This is a genomic window from Streptococcus hyovaginalis DSM 12219 (assembly GCF_000420785.1).
Taxonomy (GTDB): Bacteria; Bacillota; Bacilli; order Lactobacillales; family Streptococcaceae; genus Streptococcus; species Streptococcus hyovaginalis.
Genome location: NZ_ATVP01000017.1, coordinates 1 through 23,029, shown reverse-complemented (window position 1 = coordinate 23,029; position 23,029 = coordinate 1). Strand labels below are relative to the sequence as shown.

Annotated in this window: 27 protein-coding genes; 25 read left to right on the top strand and 2 right to left on the bottom strand. The window is 39.8% G+C overall.

Features of this window, described 5'->3' with window-relative positions:
• The first annotated feature begins 70 nt into the window (after window positions 1-70).
• Window positions 71-568: a hypothetical protein gene (locus G574_RS0109745; protein ID WP_029692034.1), complete on the top strand. Its 498-nt coding sequence runs from the start codon at window positions 71-73 to the stop codon at window positions 566-568.
• A 235-nt stretch (window positions 569-803) separates the two neighbouring features.
• On the opposite strand, the gene G574_RS0109740 is transcribed toward G574_RS0109745, so the two are convergent.
• Window positions 804-2,156, bottom strand: a complete 1,353-nt coding sequence (locus G574_RS0109740; RefSeq protein ID WP_029692033.1) for an aspartate kinase — start codon at window positions 2,154-2,156, stop codon at window positions 804-806.
• Window positions 2,157-2,346: 190 nt separating this feature from the next.
• On the opposite strand from G574_RS0109740, the gene fabM reads away from it, so the two are divergent.
• From fabM to G574_RS0109640, 20 genes are all read left to right on the top strand, one after another.
• Window positions 2,347-3,150: a trans-2-decenoyl-ACP isomerase gene (fabM, locus tag G574_RS0109735; RefSeq protein WP_029692032.1), complete on the top strand. Its 804-nt coding sequence runs from the start codon at window positions 2,347-2,349 to the stop codon at window positions 3,148-3,150.
• A gap of 91 nt (window positions 3,151-3,241) precedes the next feature.
• Window positions 3,242-3,676, top strand: coding sequence for a fatty acid biosynthesis transcriptional regulator FabT (gene fabT / locus G574_RS0109730; RefSeq protein ID WP_017769737.1), 435 nt, complete (start codon window positions 3,242-3,244; stop codon window positions 3,674-3,676).
• Entirely contained in the window at window positions 3,676-4,644 is a 969-nt protein-coding gene (locus G574_RS0109725; protein WP_029692031.1) for a beta-ketoacyl-ACP synthase III, read from the top strand. The genes fabT and G574_RS0109725 overlap by 1 nt, the downstream gene beginning before the upstream one ends.
• A 59-nt stretch (window positions 4,645-4,703) precedes the next feature.
• Window positions 4,704-4,928, top strand: coding sequence for an acyl carrier protein (locus tag G574_RS0109720; protein WP_017769735.1), 225 nt, complete (start codon window positions 4,704-4,706; stop codon window positions 4,926-4,928).
• Window positions 4,929-5,049: 121 nt separating this feature from the next.
• The gene (gene fabK, locus G574_RS0109715) at window positions 5,050-6,015 is read left to right on the top strand and encodes an enoyl-[acyl-carrier-protein] reductase FabK (protein ID WP_029692030.1); all 966 of its coding nucleotides are present in this window, start codon (window positions 5,050-5,052) and stop codon (window positions 6,013-6,015) included.
• A 14-nt stretch (window positions 6,016-6,029) separates the two neighbouring features.
• A complete protein-coding gene (fabD, locus tag G574_RS0109710; RefSeq protein WP_029692029.1) occupies window positions 6,030-6,950 on the top strand; it encodes an ACP S-malonyltransferase in 921 nt (306 codons plus the stop codon).
• An 11-nt stretch (window positions 6,951-6,961) separates the two neighbouring features.
• Window positions 6,962-7,696, top strand: a complete 735-nt coding sequence (gene fabG / locus G574_RS0109705) for a 3-oxoacyl-[acyl-carrier-protein] reductase (protein WP_029692028.1) — start codon at window positions 6,962-6,964, stop codon at window positions 7,694-7,696.
• 75 nt (window positions 7,697-7,771) lie between these two features.
• The gene (gene fabF / locus G574_RS0109700; RefSeq protein WP_029692027.1) at window positions 7,772-9,004 is read left to right on the top strand and encodes a beta-ketoacyl-ACP synthase II; all 1,233 of its coding nucleotides are present in this window, start codon (window positions 7,772-7,774) and stop codon (window positions 9,002-9,004) included.
• Between the two features lie 2 nt (window positions 9,005-9,006).
• Entirely contained in the window at window positions 9,007-9,480 is a 474-nt protein-coding gene (gene accB / locus G574_RS0109695) for an acetyl-CoA carboxylase biotin carboxyl carrier protein (RefSeq protein ID WP_029692026.1), read from the top strand.
• Window positions 9,477-9,899, top strand: a complete 423-nt coding sequence (gene fabZ, locus G574_RS0109690) for a 3-hydroxyacyl-ACP dehydratase FabZ (protein WP_029692025.1) — start codon at window positions 9,477-9,479, stop codon at window positions 9,897-9,899. Before accB ends, fabZ begins: the two co-directional genes overlap by 4 nt.
• 49 nt (window positions 9,900-9,948) lie before the next feature.
• A complete protein-coding gene (locus tag G574_RS0109685) occupies window positions 9,949-11,328 on the top strand; it encodes an acetyl-CoA carboxylase biotin carboxylase subunit (RefSeq protein WP_029692024.1) in 1,380 nt (459 codons plus the stop codon).
• An 11-nt stretch (window positions 11,329-11,339) separates the two neighbouring features.
• The gene (gene accD / locus G574_RS0109680) at window positions 11,340-12,203 is read left to right on the top strand and encodes an acetyl-CoA carboxylase, carboxyltransferase subunit beta (protein WP_029692023.1); all 864 of its coding nucleotides are present in this window, start codon (window positions 11,340-11,342) and stop codon (window positions 12,201-12,203) included.
• Complete coding sequence (locus tag G574_RS0109675) at window positions 12,200-12,970, top strand: acetyl-CoA carboxylase carboxyl transferase subunit alpha (protein ID WP_029692022.1); 771 nt, start codon at window positions 12,200-12,202, stop codon at window positions 12,968-12,970. Before accD ends, G574_RS0109675 begins: the two co-directional genes overlap by 4 nt.
• Before the next feature lie 273 nt (window positions 12,971-13,243).
• The gene (locus G574_RS0109670) at window positions 13,244-13,660 is read left to right on the top strand and encodes a PTS sugar transporter subunit IIA (protein WP_084677600.1); all 417 of its coding nucleotides are present in this window, start codon (window positions 13,244-13,246) and stop codon (window positions 13,658-13,660) included.
• A 14-nt stretch (window positions 13,661-13,674) separates the two neighbouring features.
• Window positions 13,675-14,145 carry a PTS sugar transporter subunit IIB gene (locus G574_RS0109665; RefSeq protein ID WP_029692020.1) on the top strand — a complete coding sequence of 157 codons (471 nt, stop codon included), beginning with the start codon at window positions 13,675-13,677 and terminating at the stop codon, window positions 14,143-14,145.
• 57 nt (window positions 14,146-14,202) lie between these two features.
• Entirely contained in the window at window positions 14,203-15,006 is an 804-nt protein-coding gene (locus G574_RS0109660) for a PTS mannose/fructose/sorbose/N-acetylgalactosamine transporter subunit IIC (RefSeq protein WP_029692019.1), read from the top strand.
• Window positions 15,006-15,815, top strand: a complete 810-nt coding sequence (locus G574_RS0109655; RefSeq protein WP_029692018.1) for a PTS system mannose/fructose/sorbose family transporter subunit IID — start codon at window positions 15,006-15,008, stop codon at window positions 15,813-15,815. Before G574_RS0109660 ends, G574_RS0109655 begins: the two co-directional genes overlap by 1 nt.
• A 91-nt stretch (window positions 15,816-15,906) precedes the next feature.
• On the top strand, window positions 15,907-17,385 hold the full coding sequence (locus G574_RS0109650; protein ID WP_029692017.1) for a sulfatase: 1,479 nt from the start codon (window positions 15,907-15,909) through the stop codon (window positions 17,383-17,385).
• A gap of 27 nt (window positions 17,386-17,412) precedes the next feature.
• Window positions 17,413-18,534 carry a radical SAM/SPASM domain-containing protein gene (locus G574_RS0109645; protein ID WP_029692016.1) on the top strand — a complete coding sequence of 374 codons (1,122 nt, stop codon included), beginning with the start codon at window positions 17,413-17,415 and terminating at the stop codon, window positions 18,532-18,534.
• Window positions 18,535-18,545: 11 nt separating this feature from the next.
• Window positions 18,546-19,409, top strand: coding sequence for a formylglycine-generating enzyme family protein (locus G574_RS0109640; protein ID WP_029692015.1), 864 nt, complete (start codon window positions 18,546-18,548; stop codon window positions 19,407-19,409).
• A 51-nt stretch (window positions 19,410-19,460) separates the two neighbouring features.
• Here the strand turns inward: G574_RS0109640 and G574_RS0109635 are convergent, their stop codons facing one another.
• Window positions 19,461-20,219 carry a DeoR/GlpR family DNA-binding transcription regulator gene (locus tag G574_RS0109635; RefSeq protein ID WP_029692014.1) on the bottom strand — a complete coding sequence of 253 codons (759 nt, stop codon included), beginning with the start codon at window positions 20,217-20,219 and terminating at the stop codon, window positions 19,461-19,463.
• Between the two features lie 175 nt (window positions 20,220-20,394).
• On the opposite strand from G574_RS0109635, the gene lacA reads away from it, so the two are divergent.
• The 4 genes from lacA to G574_RS0109615 form a co-directional block, all read left to right on the top strand.
• A complete protein-coding gene (lacA, locus tag G574_RS0109630) occupies window positions 20,395-20,820 on the top strand; it encodes a galactose-6-phosphate isomerase subunit LacA (RefSeq protein ID WP_029692012.1) in 426 nt (141 codons plus the stop codon).
• Between the two features lie 15 nt (window positions 20,821-20,835).
• On the top strand, window positions 20,836-21,351 hold the full coding sequence (lacB, locus tag G574_RS0109625; protein ID WP_029692011.1) for a galactose-6-phosphate isomerase subunit LacB: 516 nt from the start codon (window positions 20,836-20,838) through the stop codon (window positions 21,349-21,351).
• A 130-nt stretch (window positions 21,352-21,481) separates the two neighbouring features.
• Entirely contained in the window at window positions 21,482-22,411 is a 930-nt protein-coding gene (locus tag G574_RS0109620) for a tagatose-6-phosphate kinase (protein ID WP_029692010.1), read from the top strand.
• A 2-nt stretch (window positions 22,412-22,413) separates the two neighbouring features.
• Window positions 22,414-23,029: tagatose 1,6-diphosphate aldolase (locus G574_RS0109615; RefSeq protein WP_029692008.1), on the top strand; the 616-nt coding region annotated here is incomplete at its 3' end.

Below are 23,029 nucleotides of genomic sequence, written 5' to 3'. Positions count from 1 at the left end.
ATGTCATGGTCTTGAGAGACTCTTTTTCTTATACTAGACTCATCCATAAGAAATGAGGTTATATCAAGTAATGGAAAATTATCCTTTAAATCAGTTATCTTTTGAGAGTTTGTATCAATGCGTTAAGCCTATTGTTTTTAAATTACGTCGTCAATATCATATCCAATTGTGGGAGTCGTCTGATTGGGAACAAGAAGCGATGATCTGTTTGTTTCGTTTGATTGATGATAAACCGGACTGTTTAAGAGAAGCCAGGTTATTTTTTGCCTGTTTTAAGACAAAGTTTTCCAACTACTTGAAAGATGTTTTACGATCCCAGGAGAGCCATAAGCGCCGTCTGAACCGTTTGCCTTATGAAGAGGTATCGACATTAAGCCATGCGATTGCGCAAAAAGGTCTGGCTTTAGACGAGAAGGTTGTCCTATTTGATCAGTTAGATCGTCTTAGGGCGACTTTACCAGAGTCTGAACAGTATAAGGTTGGGTTATTGGTAAGTGGTAAACCGTTTAAGGGGCGTCAAGCCTTATTAAGGCAGTTCCGTCAGTTGTGGCTAGAAGATGGGAAGTAGGGCCCTAGTGCGGCCTATCTAGATCTATGATTTTGACAAGTTAAAAAGCCTCTTACGCTAGAAGTCACAAAGACTAGCGTGAGAGGCTTATTAGTAAGATACCTTAGATAGTTTATCTGGAATCGTGGATGAAAATACAGATGGTGTAGGAAGTTAGTGTAATAAAATGGCTGTTACTCTTGGTCTATCCTTACTGCTGGTGATGGTAGCTTTATTGAAGTGTCTGTTAAATTACTTAGTTGGTGAAAAAAGATTGGTATAAAACACGGATTGCTTCTTTTTCTTCTTGTGATTTGATGACAAACAGGATAGACACTTCGCTGGATCCCTGTGAAATCATTTCAATGTTGATGTGATTTTCTGCTAAAGCTTTAGTAGCTGTTGACATAATACCAACATGGTTTTTCATATTTTCCCCAACTACCATGATGATTGATAAGTCGCGTTCAATTTCGAGATAGTCGACATCAAGTTCGTTCTTCAAGAATGATACAATTTTAGCTTCTTTGATACCTGAGAGTTCTCTTTCTCTTAATATAATTGATATATCATCTATGCCTGTTGGGATATGCTCCCAGCGGATGTTGAGTTCTTCTAAAATTTGTAAGACTTTACGACCAAATCCAATTTCCCGGTTCATGAGATATTTGGAGATATTGATGCTGACGAACTTATCATCGCCGGCAATACCAACGACAGGAGTTTGGGAGCGACTATGTTCTAGGCTGATTTTGGTACCGGGATGTGAGGGATTATTCGTATTTTTTATGACTAATGGAATTTTTGCCCGATAGGCTGGGATTAAAGCTTCATCATGTAGAACAGTGAATCCAGCGTAGGCAAGTTCCCTCATCTCTTTGTAAGTCAATTCTGATATCGAATGCGGTTCGTGGACAATACCCGGGTGTGCGGCAAAAATACCATCCACATCTGTAAAGTTTTCATAGAGATCGGCTTCTACGCCGGCAGCGATAATGGATCCTGTAATGTCAGATCCACCTCTTGAGAATGTACAGATATGATCATCTTCAGTAACTCCAAAGAAGCCAGGGATAATATAAATTTGATTTCCTTGGCGTAATTTTTTGATTAAATCGTAACTTGTCGGCAACAATCTTGCGTTGCCTGGTTCCTTACTAACCATTAATCCCGCTTTTTTGGGATGAAGATAGGTAGCATTTAGCTGATTTTTTTGGAAAAATGCTGCCACTAGCTTAGCATTATTATCTTCACCTGCTGCCAAGAAACTATCGTAAAGATAAGGATTATCCTCAATAGGGAGAGTTTCTAATTGTTCGATGGCCTCAGAAATTGTCGTTAAGATCGCGTTATCGAGGTTTAGTTCTTCAATAATATCCTGGTAGCGTTGAATGATCCATGACTTATCGGCACTGGTATCTTGTTTATTGATGTAATGTTCATAATATTGGATTAAGGCATCTGTGACTTTGGTGTCGCTTGTCTCTCTTTTTCCAGGTGCAGATACCACCACAAAACGTCTTTCTGTGTCCTCTTTAATGATATTTAACACCTTTGTTAATTGTTCTGCTGAAGCCAGTGAGCTTCCTCCAAATTTGGTAACCTTCATATTTCCCCCAATATAGACTGTATTAGGAATAAGTATAACAAAATTCAGACTATTTTCAACTGTTTCTTCTATAAACTAATGTTTTACTTTGTTATTGGTTGAACAAACTTCAATTTTTATTTGCTAAAATCATTTTTTGTGATATACTTTGATAATAAAATTATTTAATACTCAAATAAAAGGAGTCAAAATGGTTTATCATACAATTAAATATAGCCTAGAGAATGGGGTTGCTACTTTAGTATTTAACCGTAGCAATGCCAATAATGGTTTTAACATCCCTATGTGTCAAGAGATTCTGGATGTATTTGAGAATGTCAAGAACGATACTCAAGTTCAAATGTTGGTTATTGAGGCAGAGGGAGCAGTTTTTTCTGTTGGTGGTGACTTGCTTGAAATGGAAAAAGCTGTAGCTGAAGATAATATTGTATCTTTAGTGGCAATTGCGCAATTGGTTCAGGAGATTTCATTAAAGATAAAACAACTTCCGAAGCCGGTTATTTTCTGTACGGATGGTGCTGTTGCAGGTGCAGCCTTTAATATGGTTTTGGCAGCTGATTTCTGTATTGCTAGCCACAAATCAAAATTTATACAAGCTTTCGTTAATGTGGGGCTAGCCCCAGATGCAGGTGGTTTCTATTTGATGACTCGATCTCTTGGTCTTAATAGAGCGATTCAGTTGGCAATGACAGGTGAGGCAGTTTCAGCTGAAGAGGCAGAAGCCTATGGTTTTGTTTACAAAGTTTGTGATTCTGATCAGCTAGTTAAGAGCAAGGAAAGATTGATTAAACGTCTCAAACGTGGTTCTTTTAACTCTTATGCAGCTATGAAAAAACTTGTTTGGGAGAGTTATTTCTCAGATTGGGCTGCTTATGCTGACAAAGAGTTAGAATGGCAAGAGCGCTTAGCGTTTCAGGATGACTTTAAGGAGGGGGTTAGGGCACACGCTGAGAGACGTCGTCCGGTATTTACAGGAAGTGGTCAATTTGATTGATGAGTGTGGCCAGTGTTTTCATAGAAAAATCTTGCAAAATAATTTCACCTTTGATATAATTTGATAGTCAAAGTTTATGGAGGTTGTTTCTGTGGATTATAAGGAAATCAATGACTACCTAGTTGGTATTTTTAACAATGTTCTTATTATTGAAGAAGCAAGCCTAAAAACCAGTCGATTTAGTGATGTTTCTATTAAAGAGATGCATACTATTGATCAAATTGGTAATACTCCTAACGCGACACCAAGTGATATTGCGAAGGCTTTAATGGTAACACTTGGTACAGTAACAACTAGCCTGAATAAGCTAGAACAGAAAGGGTATATTATCCGGACACGTTCTAATGTGGATCGGCGAGTGGTTCATTTGACCTTATCGCAAAAAGGTCGCCTGTTATATCGATTGCATCAAAAATTTCATATGAATATGGTCAAAAAGATTACAGATGGTCTTGATGATGATGAATTTAGAGTGATGGAACGAGGGCTAAAAAACTTAAATCAATTTTTGGAGGACCTAAAATAATGGGGTTTGCAAAAATGACACAGGTGGCTCATTATGCTCCAAGTCGTATAGTGACTAATGATGACTTATCACAGATTTTAGATACAAGTGATGAGTGGATTAGAAGTCGAACTGGTATCGGTCAGCGACACATTTCCGAGCATGAGGATACCAGCGATTTGGCAACTAAAGTAGCTGAATCGTTACTAAGTAAGTCCGGTTTAAGTCCTTTAGAACTTGATTTTATTATTATAGCGACTATTACTCCAGATCATAACATGCCTTCTGTAGCTGCTAAAGTTCAGGGAAATCTGGGAGCACAGAATGCTTTTGCTTTTGATGTAACTGCAGCCTGCAGTGGATTTGTGTTTGCCCTGGCAACAGCTGAAAAGTTTATGGCATCTGGAGCTTATCAAAAGGGTATTGTTATCGGAGCTGAGGTGATGTCAAAGGTTTTGGATTGGTCAGATCGCTCGACAGCGGTTCTTTTTGGAGATGGCGCCGGCGGTGTTTTGCTAGAGCAATCGGATCGACAACACTTTTTGGTAGAGTCTCTGAATACTGACGGTAGTCAATGGCAGAACCTGCAGTCCGGTCGGAAAAATCTATCGTCACCATTTCAGGAGATAGTCAAAAAAGAGCCATCTTTTTTAACAATGGATGGTAGGGCTGTTTTTGATTTCACTATTCGAACAGTTTCTAAAAGTATTCGGCAAATGTTGGATCATTATCCGGAAGAGGTCGATTATTTGTTACTTCATCAGGCTAATATCAGAATTCTAGATAAAATGGCGAAGAAAATTTCTGTTGATCGTGATAATTTTCTAGCCAACATGGATAGATATGGTAATACTAGTGGCGCTAGTATCCCGATTCTACTATCAGAAAATGTTGAGAAGGGTCTGATCAGATTAGATGGTACCCAAACCATTTTACTATCTGCTTTTGGTGGAGGTTTGACATGGGGAAATCTAATTGTTAAAATTTAGTTAACTTTGTGTTTATAGCACATTTATATATTTTATTTATTTTCTTAAGGAGAAAAAGCATGGCAGTATTTGATAAAGTACAAGAAATTATCGTTGAAGAACTTGGTAAAGAAGCAGAAGAAGTGAAGTTGGAAACAACTTTTGATGATCTTGATGCTGATTCTCTTGATGTTTTCCAAGTGATTTCAGAAATCGAAGATGAATTTGATATTCAAATTGAAACAGAAGATGGGCTTAACACTGTAGGTGACTTGGTTGCTTACGTTGAAGAAAAAACAAAATAATGTATTAGGGGTGAGAGGTAAATGCTCGCAGTAGTCTGTGAGTACTTCTTACTCCTTCTTATTTAACTATATAATTTGATTGTCAAATCATTTAAAATAGAAAGTATTGTTTAGATAGTTTATGAAAACACGTATTACAGAGCTCTTAAAGATTAAATATCCGATTTTCCAAGGTGGTATGGCCTGGGTGGCTGATGGCGACCTTGCCGGTGCTGTTTCTAAAGCCGGCGGTTTAGGAATTATTGGAGGTGGAAATGCCCCTAAGGAAGTTGTTAAAGCTAATATTGATAAAATTAAGGCTATGACCGACAACCCATTCGGTGTCAATATTATGCTCTTATCACCATTTGTTGATGATATTGTGGATTTGGTCATTGAGGAAGGTGTTAAGGTTGTCACAACAGGTGCGGGTAACCCTGGGAAATATATGGAACGTTTCCATCAAGCGGGGATTACAGTTATCCCAGTTGTTCCCAGTGTAGCTCTAGCTAAACGGATGCAGAAATTGGGTGCTGATGCGGTTATCGCAGAAGGCATGGAAGCAGGTGGTCATATCGGCAAGTTGACGACAATGACCTTGGTTCGTCAAGTTTCGGAAGCTGTTGATATTCCTGTGATTGCAGCGGGTGGTATCGCAGATGGTCGTGGTATGGCAGCTGGTTTCATGCTGGGAGCTGATGCTGTTCAAGTTGGCACACGTTTTGTTGTCGCTAAAGAATCCAATGCTCATCAAGCTTTTAAAGATAAAGTATTGAAATCTAAGGATATCGACACCGTTGTGTCGGCTTCTGTAGTGGGACATCCTGTTCGTGCCATTAAAAATAAATTAGCCACTGTCTACAGCCAAGCTGAAAAAGATTTTCTTGCTGGAAAAAAAACAGCTGAAGAAATTGAGGAGCTAGGAGCAGGTGCTCTTCGAAATGCTGTTGTTGATGGTGATGTTGTTAATGGTTCGGTAATGGCCGGTCAAATTGCTGGTCTGGTCAGCAAGGAAGAAACTTGTGCTGAGATTTTAGAAGATTTATATTCAGGTGCTAAAGCGGTTATCGCCAATGAGGCTAAACGCTGGGCTGATCTTCTAGACTAAATTGAGGAGAAATGATGATAAAAACTGCCTTTTTATTTGCTGGACAAGGTGCCCAAAGTTTAGGTATGGCGCGTGATTTATATGAGCATTTTGACATTGTTAAAGATACCTTTGACCAGGCCGGTCAGATATTAGGTTATGATCTTCGTCAGTTAATCGATGAAGATCAAGATAAACTCAATCAGACACGATATACTCAACCAGCCATTTTAACGACGTCTATTGCCATATATCGGTTATTAGTCACTAAAGATCTCGAGCCAGATATTGTGGCTGGCCTTTCTTTGGGTGAGTATTCGGCTTTGGTAGCTTCGGGAGCTCTTGATTTTGCGTCGGCCTTAAAATTGGTTGCTAAGCGTGGTCAGTTAATGGAAGAAGCAGCACCAGCAGGGAGTGGCAAAATGGTGGCTGTGATGAATACAGATGCCTCACTCATTGAAGAAGCTTGTCAGAAAGCATCTGAACTGGGGGTGGTGAGTCCTGCCAACTATAATACGCCTCAACAAATCGTTATTGGAGGCGAGATGACTGCGGTCGACAAGGCAGTCGAACTTCTGAAAGAATCAGGTGTCAAACGCATGGTTCCTCTTCAAGTTTCAGGTCCTTTTCATACTGCTCTGCTTGAGCAAGCTAGTCATGGTTTGTCAGAAGTGCTAGAAAAGGTGACGTTCAGTGACTTTAAGCTCCCTTTGGTTGGCAATACTGAAGCTAAAATTATGAGAAAAGATGACATTAAGTCTTTGTTAGCACGTCAAGTAATGGAACCGGTTAGATTTTATGAATCAATAACTGCCATTCAATCATTTGGTGTCGACCGAGTCATTGAAGTCGGACCTGGGAAAGTGTTATCTGGCTTTCTTAAAAAAATTGATAAAAATCTCCAAACGATCGCTGTCAATGATCAAGAGACCTTGGAGCAAGCACTTAATCTGTGAGTGAGGAAAAGATGGAAATTAAAGAGAAAAATGTTTTTGTAACAGGATCTACTCGTGGGATTGGATTGGGCATAGCTCATGAATTTGCGCGACTTGGCGCCAATGTGGTCTTAAATGGGCGTTCGGCTATTTCAGAAGAATTGTTAGCTCAATTTGCTGATTATAGTGTAAAAGTTATAGGTGTTTCAGGTGATATTTCGCAGGAAACTGATGCTAAACGTATGATTGATGAGGTTATCAGCGAGCTTGGTAGTGTTGATATTCTTGTTAATAACGCTGGGATCACTAATGATAAGTTGATGTTGAAGATGACGGAAGCCGATTTTGAGAAGGTTCTAAAAATCAATTTAACAGGTGCCTTTAATATGACGCAGGCTGTCTTGAAGCCAATGACTAAAGCGCGTCAAGGAGCGATTATCAATGTCTCATCTGTGGTTGGTTTGATTGGTAATGTTGGTCAAGCTAATTATGCGGCTTCCAAGGCTGGCTTAATTGGCTTTTCAAAATCGGTGGCTAAAGAAGTTGCTGCGCGTGGGATACGTGTTAATGTTATTGCGCCTGGTTTTATTGAATCAGACATGACAGATGCTATCCCTGAGAAAATGAAAGATGTGATTTTGGGACAAATCCCAATGAAACGCATTGGAAAGCCTGAGGAAGTGGCTCAAGTGGTAGTCTTTTTAGCGCAGCAAGAGTATCTGACGGGGCAAGTCATTGCCATAGATGGCGGGATGACCATGATTTAAAGGTTGTTGTTTAAATCTGATTGACCTCAAGCTTGAGTAAAGATAGCTGTCTAGAAACGGAATAAAGGAGAAGTTATGTCAACGAATCGTGTCGTGATTACAGGGTATGGTGTCACATCGCCTATCGGAAATACACCTCAAGAGTTTTGGAAAAACTTAGAATCTGGTACAATTGGTATAAAACCAATTACAAAATTTGATACGTCAGAAATTCCTGTGCGCAATGCTGGGGAAATTCAGGATTTTCCATTTGATAAATATTTTGTACGTAAAGATAAAAATCGGATGGATATGTACTCCCTTTATGGCATTTATGCGACTTTGGAAGCATTAGAAAATGCAGGTCTCGATATGGAGACGGTCGATCGTGATCGTGTCGGAGTTATTGTTTCGTCTGGTATCGGTGGTCTCCAAGAAATGCAGGAGCAAATTATCCGTATGCATGAGAAAGGCATGAAACGTATTCAGCCCATGTTTATTCCTAAGGCCCTTTCAAATATGGGAGCTGGTAATATTGCCCTTCGTATTGGTGCCAATGGTGTTTGTAAATCAATTACAACAGCTTGTGCTTCTGCTAATGATGCTATTGGTGAGGCTTTTCGTGAAATTAAGTTTGGCTTCCAAGATGTTGTCTTAGCAGGAGGATCTGAAAGTGCTATCAATGAAATTGGTATCGGTGGTTTTAATGCTCTGACTGCCTTATCAACGACAGAAGATCCTGCGCGTTCAGCGATTCCTTTTGATAAAGACCGTAATGGTTTTGTTATGGGAGAAGGCTCAGGTATATTGGTTGTTGAGAGCTTAGAACATGCTCAAAAGCGTGGTGCAACTATCTTGGCTGAGATCGTGGGCTATGGTAATACTTGTGATGCTTATCATCAGACTAGTCCGTCTCCAGACGGTTCAGGTGCTGCTAAGGCAATGAAGTTAGCGATTGCAGAAGCTGGTATCGAGCCAAGCGATGTGGATTATGTCAATGCTCATGGTACGTCAACTCAGGCCAACGAAAAAGGTGAGAGCCAGGCTATTGTTGCGGTACTTGGTAAAGATGTCCCTGTATCTTCGACCAAGTCGTTTACAGGACATTTATTAGGTGCGGCTGGAGCTGTTGAAGCTATTGCAACCATTGAAAGTATGCGTCACGGCTTCATTCATATGACAGCAGGGACTCAAGAATTATCAGAAGATATAGAAGCCAATGTCGTGATGGGGCGAGGCCTTCAAGCAGATGTTCGCTATGCCATTTCCAATACCTTTGGATTTGGCGGACATAATGCGGTTCTTGCCTTCAAGCGTTGGGAGGATTAAAGGTGAATCTTTCAGAAATTAAGGATTTGATGGCTCAATTTGATCAATCGAGTCTTCGTGAATTTTCGTTTAAACAAGATGGTAATGAATTGCGTTTTAGCAAAAATGAGCGTCAAGAATTGCCAGTATCAGCGCCAGCTAGTCTTGTTTCAGAACAAGTTAATCAGGCAGTGGTGACTTCGGATATTAACTCAGAAGCAGCTGTGGTTCAAGTTGATTCTCAATCATCTCAAACTGCAGAAGGGGATCTTGTGGAAAGTCCCTTAGTTGGTGTGGCTTATTTGGCACCGGCTCCTGGGAAGCCTAGTTTTGTCTCTGTCGGCGACTCGGTTAAAAAAGGACAAACTTTGATGATTATTGAAGCCATGAAAGTCATGAATGAAGTGCCAGCACCTTGTGATGGTGTGGTGACGGAAATCTTAGTTGCCGACGAAGACGTGATTGAGTATGGACAAGGATTGGTACGTATAAAATGATCGATATAAAGGCTATTCGTGAGGCGCTACCACATCGTTATCCCATGCTTTTGGTTGACCGTGTGTTGGAAGCTAGCGATGATGAGATTGTCGCCATCAAAAATGTCACGATTAATGAACCTTTCTTCAATGGGCATTTTCCAAACTATCCGGTCATGCCGGGGGTCCTCATTATGGAGGCTTTGGCGCAGACAGCCGGTGTTTTAGAATTATCTAAAGAGGAAAACAAGGGTAAATTAGTTTTCTACGCTGGCATGGATAACGTTAAGTTTAAAAAACAGGTTGTTCCAGGGGATCAGTTAGTGATGACAGCTAAGTTTGTCAAACGTCGAGGCAGCATTGCTGTTGTGGAAGCTAAAGCTGAAGTTGATGGAAAATTGGCTGCCAGTGGGACACTGACTTTTGCTATTGGAAATTAGAACTTTTAACAAATCTATTAATCTAGGTTTGTGGTAAAGGAGAAATCAAATGTTTAAAAAGCTACTGATTGCCAATCGTGGTGAAATTGCGGTACGGATTATTCGTGCGGCGCGTGAATTAGGAATTGCCACGGTTGCTGTTTATTCGGAAGCTGATAAGGATGCCCTTCATACAATTTTGGCTGATGAGGCTATTTGTATTGGGCCAGCACGTTCGACAGACTCCTATTTAAATATGAGTTCTGTCTTATCGGCTGCTATTGTGACTGGAGCCGAAGCCATTCATCCAGGCTTTGGCTTTTTAAGTGAGAATTCAAAGTTTGCTACGATGTGTGAGGAGATGAATATTAGTTTCATCGGTCCTTCTGCACAGGTCATGGATAAGATGGGGGATAAAATCAATGCGCGTCGAGAGATGATCGCAGCTGGTGTTCCTGTCATTCCTGGGTCTGATGGGGAAGTTCATACGGCTGATGAAGCCCTCGAAATTGCTGGCCGAATTGGATACCCAGTTATGCTAAAAGCATCTGCCGGTGGTGGCGGAAAGGGGATTCGTAAAGTTGAAGAAGAACATGAATTGGCTGCGGCTTTTGAATCAGCTTCACAAGAAGCATTGGCTGCTTTTGGGAATGGTGCCATGTATATTGAAAAAGTGGTCTATCCAGCGCGCCATATCGAAGTGCAGATTTTAGGGGATACTTTTGGTAATGTTATTCATCTAGGAGAGCGTGACTGCTCTTTGCAGCGTAATAACCAAAAAGTCTTAGAAGAAAGTCCCTCTGTGGCGATTGGTAAAACATTACGCCAAGAATTAGGGGATGCGGCGGTTCGTGCTGCTAAAGCTGTTTCTTATGTCAATGCTGGGACCATCGAATTTCTCTTAGATGAACGCTCAGGAAACTTCTACTTTATGGAAATGAATACGCGTGTTCAAGTAGAGCACCCTGTGACAGAATTTGTAACAGGGATTGATATCGTCAAGGAGCAGATTAAGATTGCTGCGGGATTAGCACTATCAGTTAAACAAGAAAATGTTGTTATTTCTGGTCATGCTATTGAATGTCGTATCAATGCGGAAAATCCCAAGTTCAACTTTGCCCCAAGTCCAGGAAAAATCACAGATCTCTATTTACCATCTGGAGGGGTTGGCTTGCGCGTAGATTCTGCCGTTTATAATGGCTACACGATTCCTCCTTACTACGATAGTATGATAGCCAAAATCATTGTGCATGGGGAAAATCGTTTCGATGCCCTCATGAAGATGCAACGGGCACTTTATGAATTTGAAGTGGAAGGTTTGGTCACTAATGCAGATTTCCAGTTGGACTTGATTTCAGATCAACATGTGATTGCTGGTGACTATGATACGTCTTTCTTGATGGAGCAATTTTTACCAGATTATCAGAAAGAAGAAACCTTGACTGACTAGAAAGGTAATGTATGGGCTTATTTGATAAGAAGGATAAGTATTTTAGAATCAATCCCAATCGTTCGTTTAAGGGAGATAATACACCTAAGCCAGAGGTTCCTGATGAACTTTTTGCTAAATGTCCTGCTTGTAAACATTTGATTTATCAAAAGGACTTGGGAATGGCTAAAATCTGTCCGACCTGTTCTTATAATTTTAGAATTTCGGCTTTAGAGCGCTTAGCTATTACAGCTGATGAGGGAAGCTTTGAAGAATTATTTTCGGGTATTGATACCAAAGATCCTTTACGATTTCCTAAATACCAAGAAAAGTTAGCTCAGGCACGTGAAAAAACGGGCTTAGATGAAGCTGTTTTGACCGGATTGGCTGACATTAAGGGACAAAAAACAGCACTGGCTATCATGGATGCTAATTTTATCATGGCCTCCATGGGAACAGTTGTGGGTGAGAAAATCACGCGTTTGTTTGAATTGGCAACCAAAGAAAAACTGCCAGTTGTTATCTTTACAGCTTCTGGTGGTGCCAGGATGCAAGAAGGTATCATGTCTTTGATGCAGATGGCTAAAGTGTCTTCAGCGGTCAAACGCCATTCTAAGGCAGGGCTCTTTTACTTAACAGTCTTGACAGATCCTACCACTGGAGGTGTGACGGCTAGCTTTGCCATGGAAGGGGATATTATCCTAGCGGAGCCTCAAACCTTGGTTGGTTTTGCAGGACGTCGTGTGATTGAAACAACAGTGAAAGAGGACTTGCCAGAAGATTTTCAAAAAGCAGAGTTTCTCTTAGAACATGGGTTTGTGGACAAGATTGTCAAACGAACAGATTTGCCACAAGTGATTGCTAAGCTCTTAGCTTTCCATGGAGGTGTGTCATGAGTGATGTATCGAGAATTTTAAAAGAAGCGCGTGATCAGCATCGCATGACTACTTTGGATTATGCTGAGGCCTTATTTGATGACTTTATAGAGCTACATGGCGATCGTCAGTTCGCAGATGATGGCGCCATCGTTGCTGGCTTAGCTCGTTTAGACGGTCAGTCAGTCACGGTTATAGGCATTCAAAAGGGAAAAAATTTACAAGATAACCTGCATCGTAATTTTGGACAACCTCATCCCGAAGGCTATCGTAAGGCACTGCGCTTCATGAAGCAAGCAGAAAAGTTTGGCCGTCCTGTGATCACCTTTATTAATACCGCTGGTGCTTATCCAGGCGTCGGTGCAGAAGAACGTGGGCAAGGTGAGGCTATTGCCAGGAACTTGCTTGAGATGAGTGATCTCAAGGTGCCTATTATCGCCATTATTATTGGTGAAGGTGGTTCTGGTGGTGCCTTGGCACTAGCTCTTGCTGATCGTGTATGGATGTTAGAACACACCATGTATGCCGTTCTCAGTCCAGAAGGTTTTGCCTCTATTTTATGGAAAGATGGTAGTCGTGCGCCCGAAGCTGCAGAGTTAATGAAGATCACTGCTGGGGAATTACTTAATATGGGTGTGGTTGATAAAGTTATACCTGAACATGGTTATTTTTCAAGTGAAATCGCTGATATGTTGAAAGAAAACTTGATCAAAGAAGTGGCTTATCTTAAACAATTGCCATTAGAGCAACTGTTGGAGGAAAGGTATGAGCGGTTTAGGAAGTATTGAAACAAGTAATAAGTAATTTATGTATCTTCTATCAGATAAGAATTGAAATTCTTATCTGATAGAAGTCTTTTGTTATAAAATAGACAATAATATATAATGATACTTTTGATTGTATGAACCGATTGATACCTGTATTAATTAAATGTTCTCAAAGAACATTTTTTAAACTTTACAAACAACAAAAATAAAAAAAAATAAACAAAAAAGCGTTTACAACTACATAGTCATGTGTTAAAATATACCTGTAAATAAAAAAGAAAGTGAAGTGACCAAATGAGATTTTTAGTCATGAGTCATGGTCCTATGGCTCAAGGTGCCGTTCAGAGCGCTGAGATGATTTTAGGTCAACAAGAGCAGGTATCAATACTAAGCATTACTGTTGATTCAACCATTCAGTCGGCTTTACAAGAGATAAAGGAAACAATTACCAAATATCCTGATGACCAATGGGTGATTTTGACAGATATTTTGGGAGGAACGCCTTTTAATGCTTCTTATCGATTTTTGGAAGAGAGGCCAGATATTTTTATCATTGCAGGTTTCAACCTACCTATACTCTTAGAAACGTTTATGATGGCTGAATCTAGTCCAGAAGCAATTAAGGAATATATTATTTCTCATAAGGAATCAGTTATTAGTCTTGTGGAATATGCGACTCCTTCAGAGGAAGAAGAGGAATTTGATTTATAAGAAAGGAATTCATTATGGCTATTGAACTTGTACGTATCGATGATCGTCTTATTCATGGACAAGTGGCTACAACTTGGACACGTAATTATGATATTGAGCAAATTTTGATTATTAATGATGAAGCTAAAAATGATCCTGTTCAACATCAAGTAGCAAATTTTGCAGTGCCAGAAGGCGTTAAAGTTGTTATGTTCGGTGTTAAACAATTTGCAGAAGTAATGAAAAAAAGTCAAATCAAAAAACGTACCATGCTTTTGTTTACAAATCCTATTGACATCAAGTATTTGGTGGACGAGGGATTAGATATTTCAGAAGTTAACGCTGGAGGAATGCGTTATCGTGATGGCCGTAAGCGACTTGAAAAAGCAATTTCAGTGACTGAAGAAGAAGATCAGGCTTTTCGTGATTTAATATCAAAAGGTATTCATATCAATGTTCAGATGGTTCCTAAAGATCCTAGGGTTGACTATAAAACGTTGATTTGAGAACTAGAATTTTACTGCAATCAAAAAATATTTTAAAATAACGAAAGGAGAATAGTGATGTTTATACAAGCTTTACTTGTGGCAATTTGGTCGGGTCTGTGTGCGCTTGATCAGTTTGGCCCACACTTAGGTTTTCGTAAACCGCTATTAGCTGGAGTAGTTGTAGGGTTTATACTTGGCGATCCTGTCCAAGGGTTGATCATTTCAGGAACCCTAGAACTTATGTGGTTAGGAACAAATAATGTTGGAGCCTATCAACCACCTGATGTTATTTCAGGAGGTATTGTTGGGGTAGCTATTGGAATTATGTCCGGTGGTGGCGAAGCTGCTGGTGTTGCAGTAGCGATTCCTGTAGCATTGTTGGTTCAGCAGCTGTCTATGATTATTATGACGACAAATGTTGGTTTAGTACATGCGGCCGATAAAACAGTTGAATCCGGGAAATTTGGTGCTATTGATAAATTACAATATTTAGGAGGACTATTCTTCTTTCTAAGTCGTGCCGTGCCAGTGTTTATTGCAGTTTTCTTTGGTGCACCAGCTGTTGAGGCTGTGCTTAACATCATACCAGAATTCATTTTGACAGGTTTGACGATTGCCTCTAAGCTAATTCCAGCTGTTGGTCTTGCTATGTTGTTGGCTATGATGCTTAAGAAAAACATGTGGATTTTCTTGTTGCTCGGTTTTGCACTTGCAACTTTTATGGGAGTATCTACAATCGGTGTCGCCTCATTTGCACTTGCAGCAGCGGCTCTCTACGATATTTTGATGAATCGTGGTGGCGGTGAAGGAAAGGAAGTTGAAGAAGAAACGGACTCTAACGTTATTATCGCTGAAGGGGAAGGAGAGTTTGATTTATAATGGCCAATAAAATTCAAAAAAGTGATCTTAATAAGATGTTTTGGCGCTCACAATTAATCCAATTCTCTCATAATTATGAACGCCTCCAGAGTTTGAGTACTTTGTACGCTCTAACACCTGTTTTAAAGCGTCTATATCAAGATCGTCCAGAAGAAGAGCGTATTAATGCCCAAAAACGGCATTTGGAATTCTTTAATAGCCACCCTGTTTTAATTCCGTTTATTTTAGGGATTACTGCTGCCCTAGAAGAGACAACGGAAGAAGATGAAAAAGATTCTGTTATTGCAGTAAAAACTTCAATGATGGGGCCTCTAGCGGGCTTAGGAGATAGTTTATTAAACTTTACCTGGTACCCCATTGCCGGTAGTATTGGAGCATCATTTGCGGTTGAAGGTAACTTTATAGGTCCTATCTTGATGTTTCTATTGATTAATTTTTTATATTTTCCGTTGAAATACTATGGTATTCATCTTGGATATAGCAAGGGTAAGGAGCTTCTAAGTTCTAATAATGGTAAAAAAATTCTTGACCGTATCACAACTTCTGCTAATGTTTTGGGGGTTATGGTTGCTGGTGCCTTGATAACATCAACAGTTGGTGTTAAACTGGGAATAAGCTTTGGTAAGGGTGATGGAAAAGTAATGATCCAAGACATGCTTGATCAAGTTCTTCCCAATATGTTGCCATTACTCCTGACCCTACTTTGTTTGTACTTTATCAAAAAGTGGAACGGTAAGCATGTTGTGGCAATTATCTTTGCTTTAATTGGTATTGCGATTGTGCTATCTTACTTTAAAATTTTGGTATAAACGATTCGACATGATAAGCAACTCCAAAGCTCTGAATTGAGATTTCGGAGTTGCTTATTTGTTTTTGTATTTTAGCTTAAAGGAGCCAAAAATGAGAACTATTTTAGTATTGATGGATACACTGAGAAAGGATTTTCTAAAAGCTTATAATTCAGAGACCTTTGTATCAACACCCAATCTTGATGCGTTTTCTGAAGACGCTATTACCTTCGATAATCATTTTATCGGGTCCACACCCTGTATGCCGGCACGTCGTGACTTGATGACAGGTCGTCTCAATTTTTTAGAGCGTTCTTGGGGGCCGATTGAGCCATTTGATGTGACCTTACCTAAAGTCCTTCAAAAACACAACGTTTTTTCTCATCTGACTACAGACCATACACATTATTTCCGTTTGGGCGGTGAGGGGTATATTAACCAATTTATTTCTTGGGATTTTCAGCGTGGTCAAGAGGGAGATCCTTGGGTATCTCATATCCGAGACCCTGAGTGGATGCCAGAGCAATATTATGGAAAATTACGTAAGCAGTATCAAGCAAATAGAGAAAAATGGTATGAGAATGAAGATGCTTATCCTACCCCACGAACCTTTAAATCAGCTATGGATTGGCTGGAGGATAATAAAGGTGAGGATAATTTCTTTCTCCAAGTGGAAGTTTTCGATCCCCATGAACCGTTTGATGTTCCAAGTAAGTACATGAAACTCTATGATGATGCTTATACTGGACCTTATTTTGAAACACCGAATTATGGAGCAGTTGATGTGCCGGAAGAGGCGGTGGACTATATTCGAAAACGTTATGCAGCATTGATGACGATGACAGATGTCCACTTTGGACGATTGATTGCGAAATTAAAAGAGCTAGACATGTATGATGACACCTTGTTAATAGTGACATCAGATCATGGGTATTTCCTGGGAGAACGCGAACTTTTTGGGAAAAATTACATGCATAATTTTAATGAACTAGCAGCAATTCCGCTCTTTGTAAAAGATGTCGATAATCGTTTGAGAGGAGAACGAATTGATCATGTGACCCAGAACATTGATGTTATGCCAACAGTACTGGATTACCATAAGATTGATATTCCAGAGGATGTTCGTGGAGAATCTTGGTTGCCACTAATTGAAGGTAGGGATTCTAAAAAACGGTATGCCTTGTACGGTGCTCATGGAATTACTATGAACATTACGGACGGCCATTATACCTATTTCCGAGCACCAAATAAAGAAAATTCCCCGTTGTTTGAGTACGCTGGTATTCCGACAACAATTCGCCACTATTTAGGTGAAAGCAATCCAGAGGAGATTGAAATGGGACCTTTCTTAAAACGCAGTCGTTTTCCAGTTTATAAAGTGCCGATTCAAAAGGCAGCTATACTAGATGGTCTTCCTGATATGAGTGATTTTACAAAAGATAGTCTTTTATTTGATTTGGAAAAAGATCCAGGGCAAAATTATCCGATAGATGATTTAAGACTTGAAAAAGAGCTTCAAGGGAAGTTGGTTGAAGAATTGGCTTATCATGAAGCACCTGAGGAACAGCTAGACCGCTTAGATTTGCGCTAAAAAATGCGAGCTAGAAAGGAAGGGGTTATGAAGCGATTGTCGGTCTTAATAAAGCCTGCCTCCTCTCTGTGTAATCTTAAATGTCGTTACTGTTTTTACGCGGATGTGTGTTCACTACGGGAGGTGGCATCCTATGGACGTATGACAAAAGATACAGCTAAGCACTTAGTTGACAATATCTTTAAGGATTTAGAGGATGGAGACGACATGACCTTTGCTTTTCAAGGCGGAGAGCCTACTATGGCGGGGTTGTCTTATTTCAAGTACTTTATTGCACTAGTTTCGGAGGCACAAAAGTATAAACGGGTTACGGTGCATTATTCCCTTCAAACGAACGGAACTTTGATAACGGATAAGTGGTGTCAGTTTTTGAAAGAACATGACTTCCTGGTAGGCTTGTCTATTGATGGTACGCAAAAACACCATGACCTAAATCGAGTGGATCGTAAGGGTAGAGGTACCTTTAAGCGTGTCATGAAAACCAAATATTTGTTCGATGCATATGGAATTGATTACAACATCTTATGTGTTCTAATTAATAGTCTTGCTAAAGATGCAAGAGGTGTTTACCGCTTTTTAAAAGAAAATCACATTAGTCATGTGCAGTTTATTCCATGTTTAGGAGACTTAGAGACAAATCAACAAACACCATATCAGTTAACACCAAGTCGATTTCAAAGTTTTTACAAGACCTTATTTGGTTATTGGTTTAAAGATTTGAAAAAAGGACAGTATATCAGTATCAAATTATTTGACGATATTTTACAATTACTTATTAACCGAAAAGTTACGGCTTGTGGTATTTTGGGACAATGTCAAATACAATTTGTTATAGAAGCTGATGGTGGTGTTTACCCTTGTGATTTTTATGTTCTAGATGATTATAAATTAGGTAATATTTGTGAAGAAGGCCTTAAATCTCTTTTACTCAGTAAGCGCTCTAAGAACTTTCTTTGTCGTAGGCGTGAGATAAATACTTTTTGTCAGAATTGTCCATTTAAAACGATATGTCGTGGTGGTTGCTATCGAATGAGAGATGTCATGTTTATTGATGAAAAAGCACAACTTTGTGGTTATCAGTCATTTTTAAAGGTCTTTATAACGCATTTGGATGAGATGGTCTACTATATACCACGGGTATTGGCATAGGAGGAAGTATAATGAAGTTTCAAAAAATACCTGAAGGATATTTTCTAATGGGGGATCAATACGATGAAGGGACACCTTTTGATAAGGAGAATCCGCGAGTCCGAGTCGTTATTAATGATTTTGAAATGTCTGAGACACCAGTTACAAATGAAGAATTTGCTAAGTTTATCGAAGAAACAGGCTATGTAACAGATGCAGAGCGTTTTGGTAATTCTTTTGTTTTTTACTTACTAATTCCAGAAAATAAGCGAGAGAATTATCCTTCTGTGCCACAAACTCCCTGGTGGCTTGTGGTCGATGGAGCTAAGTGGGATCGACCAGAGGGTACGGAAAGTAATCTTGAGGGTCGAATGAATCATCCAGTAGTCCACGTTTCCAGAAATGATGCCCTTGCTTATTGTCAATGGGCAGGGTTAAGATTGCCAACAGAGGCAGAGTGGGAATACGCAGCACGAGGTGGGACAGATACGCGCTATCCCTGGGGTAATGACTTGGAGCCGGAAGGTCGCTTAATGGCTAATACTTGGCAGGGGGTCTTTCCGGGAGAGAATACCTTAGTTGACGGTTATTTGGGAACAGCACCAGTTCATGCTTTTGATTCAAATGGTTTTGGACTCTATCAAATGATTGGAAATGTTTGGGAATGGTGCGCTAATCCTAGCAAAATTCCACTAGATAGTTTCCAAAAGACATCTTCAAATGATTTTTGGCAAAACCACCAATTAGTTGGAGATGATGAATATGCTATTCGAGGAGGCTCGTTTCTATGCCATAGTAGTTACTGTAATCGTTATCGCGTAGCAGCTCGAAATGGGAACACAGCAGCATCTACCAGCTCGAATTTAAGTTTCCGAGTGGTCAGAGATACTTTATGATAAAAATAACAACCTTCCTAGAAAATAATTCTAGGAAGGTTGTTATTTTTATTATGAATTTTTAGTGATGGCAACGTGTGGGCTAAACTTTTGGAACTGTTCTTCGGATAACTGCGAATCCGTGACGATTCTATCTAATTGATCAAAGTTATAAAAATCGTAGAAATCGAATTTATCAAATTTACTACTATCGATGAGAAGGTATTTTTCGATAGATTTATCCAAAGCTAGTCGCTGGATGAGGCCTTCACTCTCGCTATAGGTAGCCATCTTCATGGCACTAATGCCGTTAGCACTGACAAAGGTTTTGGAAAACGATAGGTTATCGATGCTTTTTTGTGTGATGCTACCAACAAAGGCCCCAGTAATTGGACGATACTCTCCACCTAAGAGAATAAGGTCAATTGTCTTACATTCTTTTAAGATATCAAAAACGGGTAAACTATTAGTGACAATTCGAATATGGTACTCTTTCAATTGTTGAGCAAATGCTTCTAAAGTAGTACCAGGACCAATGAAGATCGTATCACCGTTGCTGACATACTGTCTGGCTAGCGAAGCAATCTCTTTTTTTTCGTTAGTTTGTAAACCTTGCTTTTCAGAGTTTGAGCGTTCGGTTGGTAAAGGGCTGTTTAAGCTTTGAGCTCCTCCATGTATTCTTGTTAATTGCCCAGCTTTTTCTAACTCATCTAAATCACGGCGAATCGTCATATCCGAGACATTAAGATCTTGCATTATATCACTAATCGTAATAATGCCTCTCTCATTGACTTTATCAACGATGCGTAGTAATCGTTCTTTTTTTAACATGATTTCCCCCTAACTAACTGTGTGTTCTTTACATTATGATTATAGCATAAGTAGGTCATCTCATAAAGAAAAAAACACAAACAGAAACAAACATTACACAAATAATAATGTTGACTAATGTTTGTTTTGTTGTTATAATGTAAGTGTAGTCAAAAATATTATGGAGGTTGAACCTATGTCAGTTATACTAGGTGCCGATGCACATGGGAGTAAGCTTAAAGACATTGTCAAAGAGTACTTAATTGAGTTAGGAAATGATGTTATTGATGTCTCAGATGTTGATAAGGACTTTGTGGATAACACGTTAGCAGTTGTCACAGAAGTGAACAAGGCGAATGATAATCTAGGTATCATGTTTGATGCCTTTGGAGCAGGTCCTTTTATGGTAGCTACTAAGGTTAAGGGGATGATTGCTGCCGAAGTTTCAGATGAACGCTCTGCCTACATGACGCGTGAACACAATAATGCGCGTATCATCACAGTTGGAGTGGAACTTGTCGGTGAAACTTTGGCTAAGCATATTGCTCGAGAGTTCATTTCAGCGGATTACGATGGTGGTCGCCACCAAATTCGTGTAGATATGCTGAACAAAATGGACTGATAAGGAGGCTCGACCATGAAAATAGCAATTGGATGCGATCATATTGTAACGCGTGAAAAAATGGAAGTTTCGGATTTTCTGAAATCAAAAGGGCATGAGGTTCTTGATTTTGGAACTTATGATAATACCCGCACACACTACCCTATTTTTGGTAAAAAAGTAGGTGAAGCTGTAGCCTCGGGTGAAGCTGATCTTGGGGTTTGTATCTGTGGAACAGGTGTTGGTATTAACAATGCTGTTAATAAGGTTAATGGTATTCGCTCAGCCTTGGTGCGTGATTTGACAACAGCACTTTATGCCAAGGAGGAACTCAATGCTAATGTCATCGGTTTTGGTGGTAAAATTACCGGTGGTTTGTTGATGCATGATATCATTGATGCCTTTATCAATGCGGAGTATAAAGAAACTGAAGAAAATAAAAAATTAATCGCTAAAATCGCTCATGTTGAAACACACCATGAGGGTCAGGAAGATCCCCATTTCTTTGACGAGTTCTTAGAAAAATGGGACCGTGGTGAATATCACGACTAGTACATTTGTGATAAATTTCCTTCGAAGTGATGGAAACCATTAGGGGATTAATCTGGAGTATTTGTTGGAGACATCATTCTGGTAATTGGTCTCTTTTTGGGGCGAAAAAGATTGATTAAAAGGAGTAACTATGATCTTAACAGTGACATTGAACCCATCGATTGATATTTCCTACCAGTTAGAAGATTTGGCTATAGATACTGTCAATCGTGTCATTGATGTTAGAAAGACACCTGGTGGCAAAGGGCTAAATGTGGCTCGAGTGCTTAATGATTTAGGTGAATCTGTATCTGCAAGTGGTTGTATTGGTGGTGAACTAGGTGACTTCATTGTTCATCATCTTCCGGAAACCATTGAAAAACGCTTTTTCAAAATTGCTGGTGATACGAGAAACTGTATCGCCATCCTACATGATGGTAAGCAGACTGAAATTCTTGAGCAAGGCCCGCTAGTTGATCCTGATGAAGCTGATGGTTTTGTTAATCATTTCAAATATATCTTAGATGGTGTTGATGTGGTGACGATGTCAGGAAGTCTGCCAGCAGGGATGCCGGATGATTACTATGGGCGTCTCATCCGTTTAGCCAATGCCTTCGGTAAAAAAACAGTCTTGGATTGCTCTGGAAATGCTTTGAAGTCTGTTTTAGAGGGGGATGATAAACCAACGGTAATTAAGCCAAATCGCGATGAATTGGCACAACTCTTGGAACGTGAAGTGAGCAAAGATGTCGATGACCTAAAAGCTGTTTTGAATCAACCTTTATTTGCTGGTATTGAGTGGATCATTGTTTCTTTAGGAGCAGACGGCGCTTTTGCTAAACACTATGATACTTTTTACAAGGTTGATATCCCTAAAATTGAGGTTCTTAACCCCGTTGGATCAGGGGACTCTACCGTAGCTGGTATTGCATCAGGATTGGCGAATCATGAAGATGATCAAGCACTCCTCACCAAAGCCAATGTCTTAGGGATGCTTAATGCGCAAGAAAAAACAACAGGTCATGTTAATATGGCTAACTATGATAACTTATATCAAAAATTGGTAGTAAGAGAGGTTTAAAAATGGTTTTAACACTAACCGAAAACAAACGCAAAGCTATGGAACGTCTGAGTCAAAATGGGGTGATTTCAGCCCTAGCCTTTGACCAACGTGGGGCACTCAAACGCATGATGGCTAAACACCAAGAGACAGAACCAACTGTTGACCAAATCGAAGAGCTCAAAAGCTTGGTATCAGAGGAATTAACACCTTATGCGTCTTCTATCTTGCTGGACCCTGAATATGGTCTTCCAGCGACTAAAGTCCGTCATGAAGAAGCAGGACTACTCCTAGCTTACGAGAAAACAGGCTACGATGCCACCACAACAAGCCGTCTTCCAGACTGCCTGGATGTGTGGTCAGCCAAACGCATCAAAGAGGCCGGCGCTGATGCTGTCAAATTCTTGCTCTATTATGATGTAGATGGGGACAAAGCTGTTAACGATCAAAAACAAGCCTATATCGAACGTATCGGTTCGGAGTGTCAGGCTGAAGACATCCCCTTCTATCTTGAAATCTTATCTTATGATGAAAACATCGCTGATAACAATAGTCCAGAATTTGCCAAAGTCAAAGCCCATAAAGTCAATGGTGCCATGAAAGTCTTTTCAGATTCTCGCTTTGGTGTTGATGTGCTCA

Bases quoted from the DNA above. Each gene is read 5' to 3' on its own strand.
- G574_RS0109740 (WP_029692033.1), bottom strand. From the start codon at position 2,156: ATGAAGGTTACCAAATTTGGAGGAAGCTCACTGGCTTCAGCAGAACAA.
- lacA (WP_029692012.1), top strand. From the start codon at position 20,395: ATGTCAGTTATACTAGGTGCCGATGCACATGGGAGTAAGCTTAAAGAC.
- G574_RS0109620 (WP_029692010.1), top strand. From the start codon at position 21,482: ATGATCTTAACAGTGACATTGAACCCATCGATTGATATTTCCTACCAG.
- G574_RS0109645 (WP_029692016.1), top strand. From the start codon at position 17,413: ATGAAGCGATTGTCGGTCTTAATAAAGCCTGCCTCCTCTCTGTGTAAT.
- G574_RS0109670 (WP_084677600.1), top strand. From the start codon at position 13,244: ATGAGATTTTTAGTCATGAGTCATGGTCCTATGGCTCAAGGTGCCGTT.
- G574_RS0109745 (WP_029692034.1), top strand. From the start codon at position 71: ATGGAAAATTATCCTTTAAATCAGTTATCTTTTGAGAGTTTGTATCAA.
- fabK (WP_029692030.1), top strand. From the start codon at position 5,050: ATGAAAACACGTATTACAGAGCTCTTAAAGATTAAATATCCGATTTTC.
- G574_RS0109665 (WP_029692020.1), top strand. From the start codon at position 13,675: ATGGCTATTGAACTTGTACGTATCGATGATCGTCTTATTCATGGACAA.
- G574_RS0109675 (WP_029692022.1), top strand. From the start codon at position 12,200: ATGAGTGATGTATCGAGAATTTTAAAAGAAGCGCGTGATCAGCATCGC.
- G574_RS0109650 (WP_029692017.1), top strand. From the start codon at position 15,907: ATGAGAACTATTTTAGTATTGATGGATACACTGAGAAAGGATTTTCTA.
- fabM (WP_029692032.1), top strand. From the start codon at position 2,347: ATGGTTTATCATACAATTAAATATAGCCTAGAGAATGGGGTTGCTACT.
- fabF (WP_029692027.1), top strand. From the start codon at position 7,772: ATGTCAACGAATCGTGTCGTGATTACAGGGTATGGTGTCACATCGCCT.
- G574_RS0109640 (WP_029692015.1), top strand. From the start codon at position 18,546: ATGAAGTTTCAAAAAATACCTGAAGGATATTTTCTAATGGGGGATCAA.
- accD (WP_029692023.1), top strand. From the start codon at position 11,340: ATGGGCTTATTTGATAAGAAGGATAAGTATTTTAGAATCAATCCCAAT.
- G574_RS0109635 (WP_029692014.1), bottom strand. From the start codon at position 20,219: ATGTTAAAAAAAGAACGATTACTACGCATCGTTGATAAAGTCAATGAG.
- G574_RS0109720 (WP_017769735.1), top strand. From the start codon at position 4,704: ATGGCAGTATTTGATAAAGTACAAGAAATTATCGTTGAAGAACTTGGT.
- lacB (WP_029692011.1), top strand. From the start codon at position 20,836: ATGAAAATAGCAATTGGATGCGATCATATTGTAACGCGTGAAAAAATG.
- fabZ (WP_029692025.1), top strand. From the start codon at position 9,477: ATGATCGATATAAAGGCTATTCGTGAGGCGCTACCACATCGTTATCCC.
- G574_RS0109660 (WP_029692019.1), top strand. From the start codon at position 14,203: ATGTTTATACAAGCTTTACTTGTGGCAATTTGGTCGGGTCTGTGTGCG.
- fabD (WP_029692029.1), top strand. From the start codon at position 6,030: ATGATAAAAACTGCCTTTTTATTTGCTGGACAAGGTGCCCAAAGTTTA.
- G574_RS0109725 (WP_029692031.1), top strand. From the start codon at position 3,676: ATGGGGTTTGCAAAAATGACACAGGTGGCTCATTATGCTCCAAGTCGT.
- G574_RS0109685 (WP_029692024.1), top strand. From the start codon at position 9,949: ATGTTTAAAAAGCTACTGATTGCCAATCGTGGTGAAATTGCGGTACGG.
- G574_RS0109655 (WP_029692018.1), top strand. From the start codon at position 15,006: ATGGCCAATAAAATTCAAAAAAGTGATCTTAATAAGATGTTTTGGCGC.
- fabG (WP_029692028.1), top strand. From the start codon at position 6,962: ATGGAAATTAAAGAGAAAAATGTTTTTGTAACAGGATCTACTCGTGGG.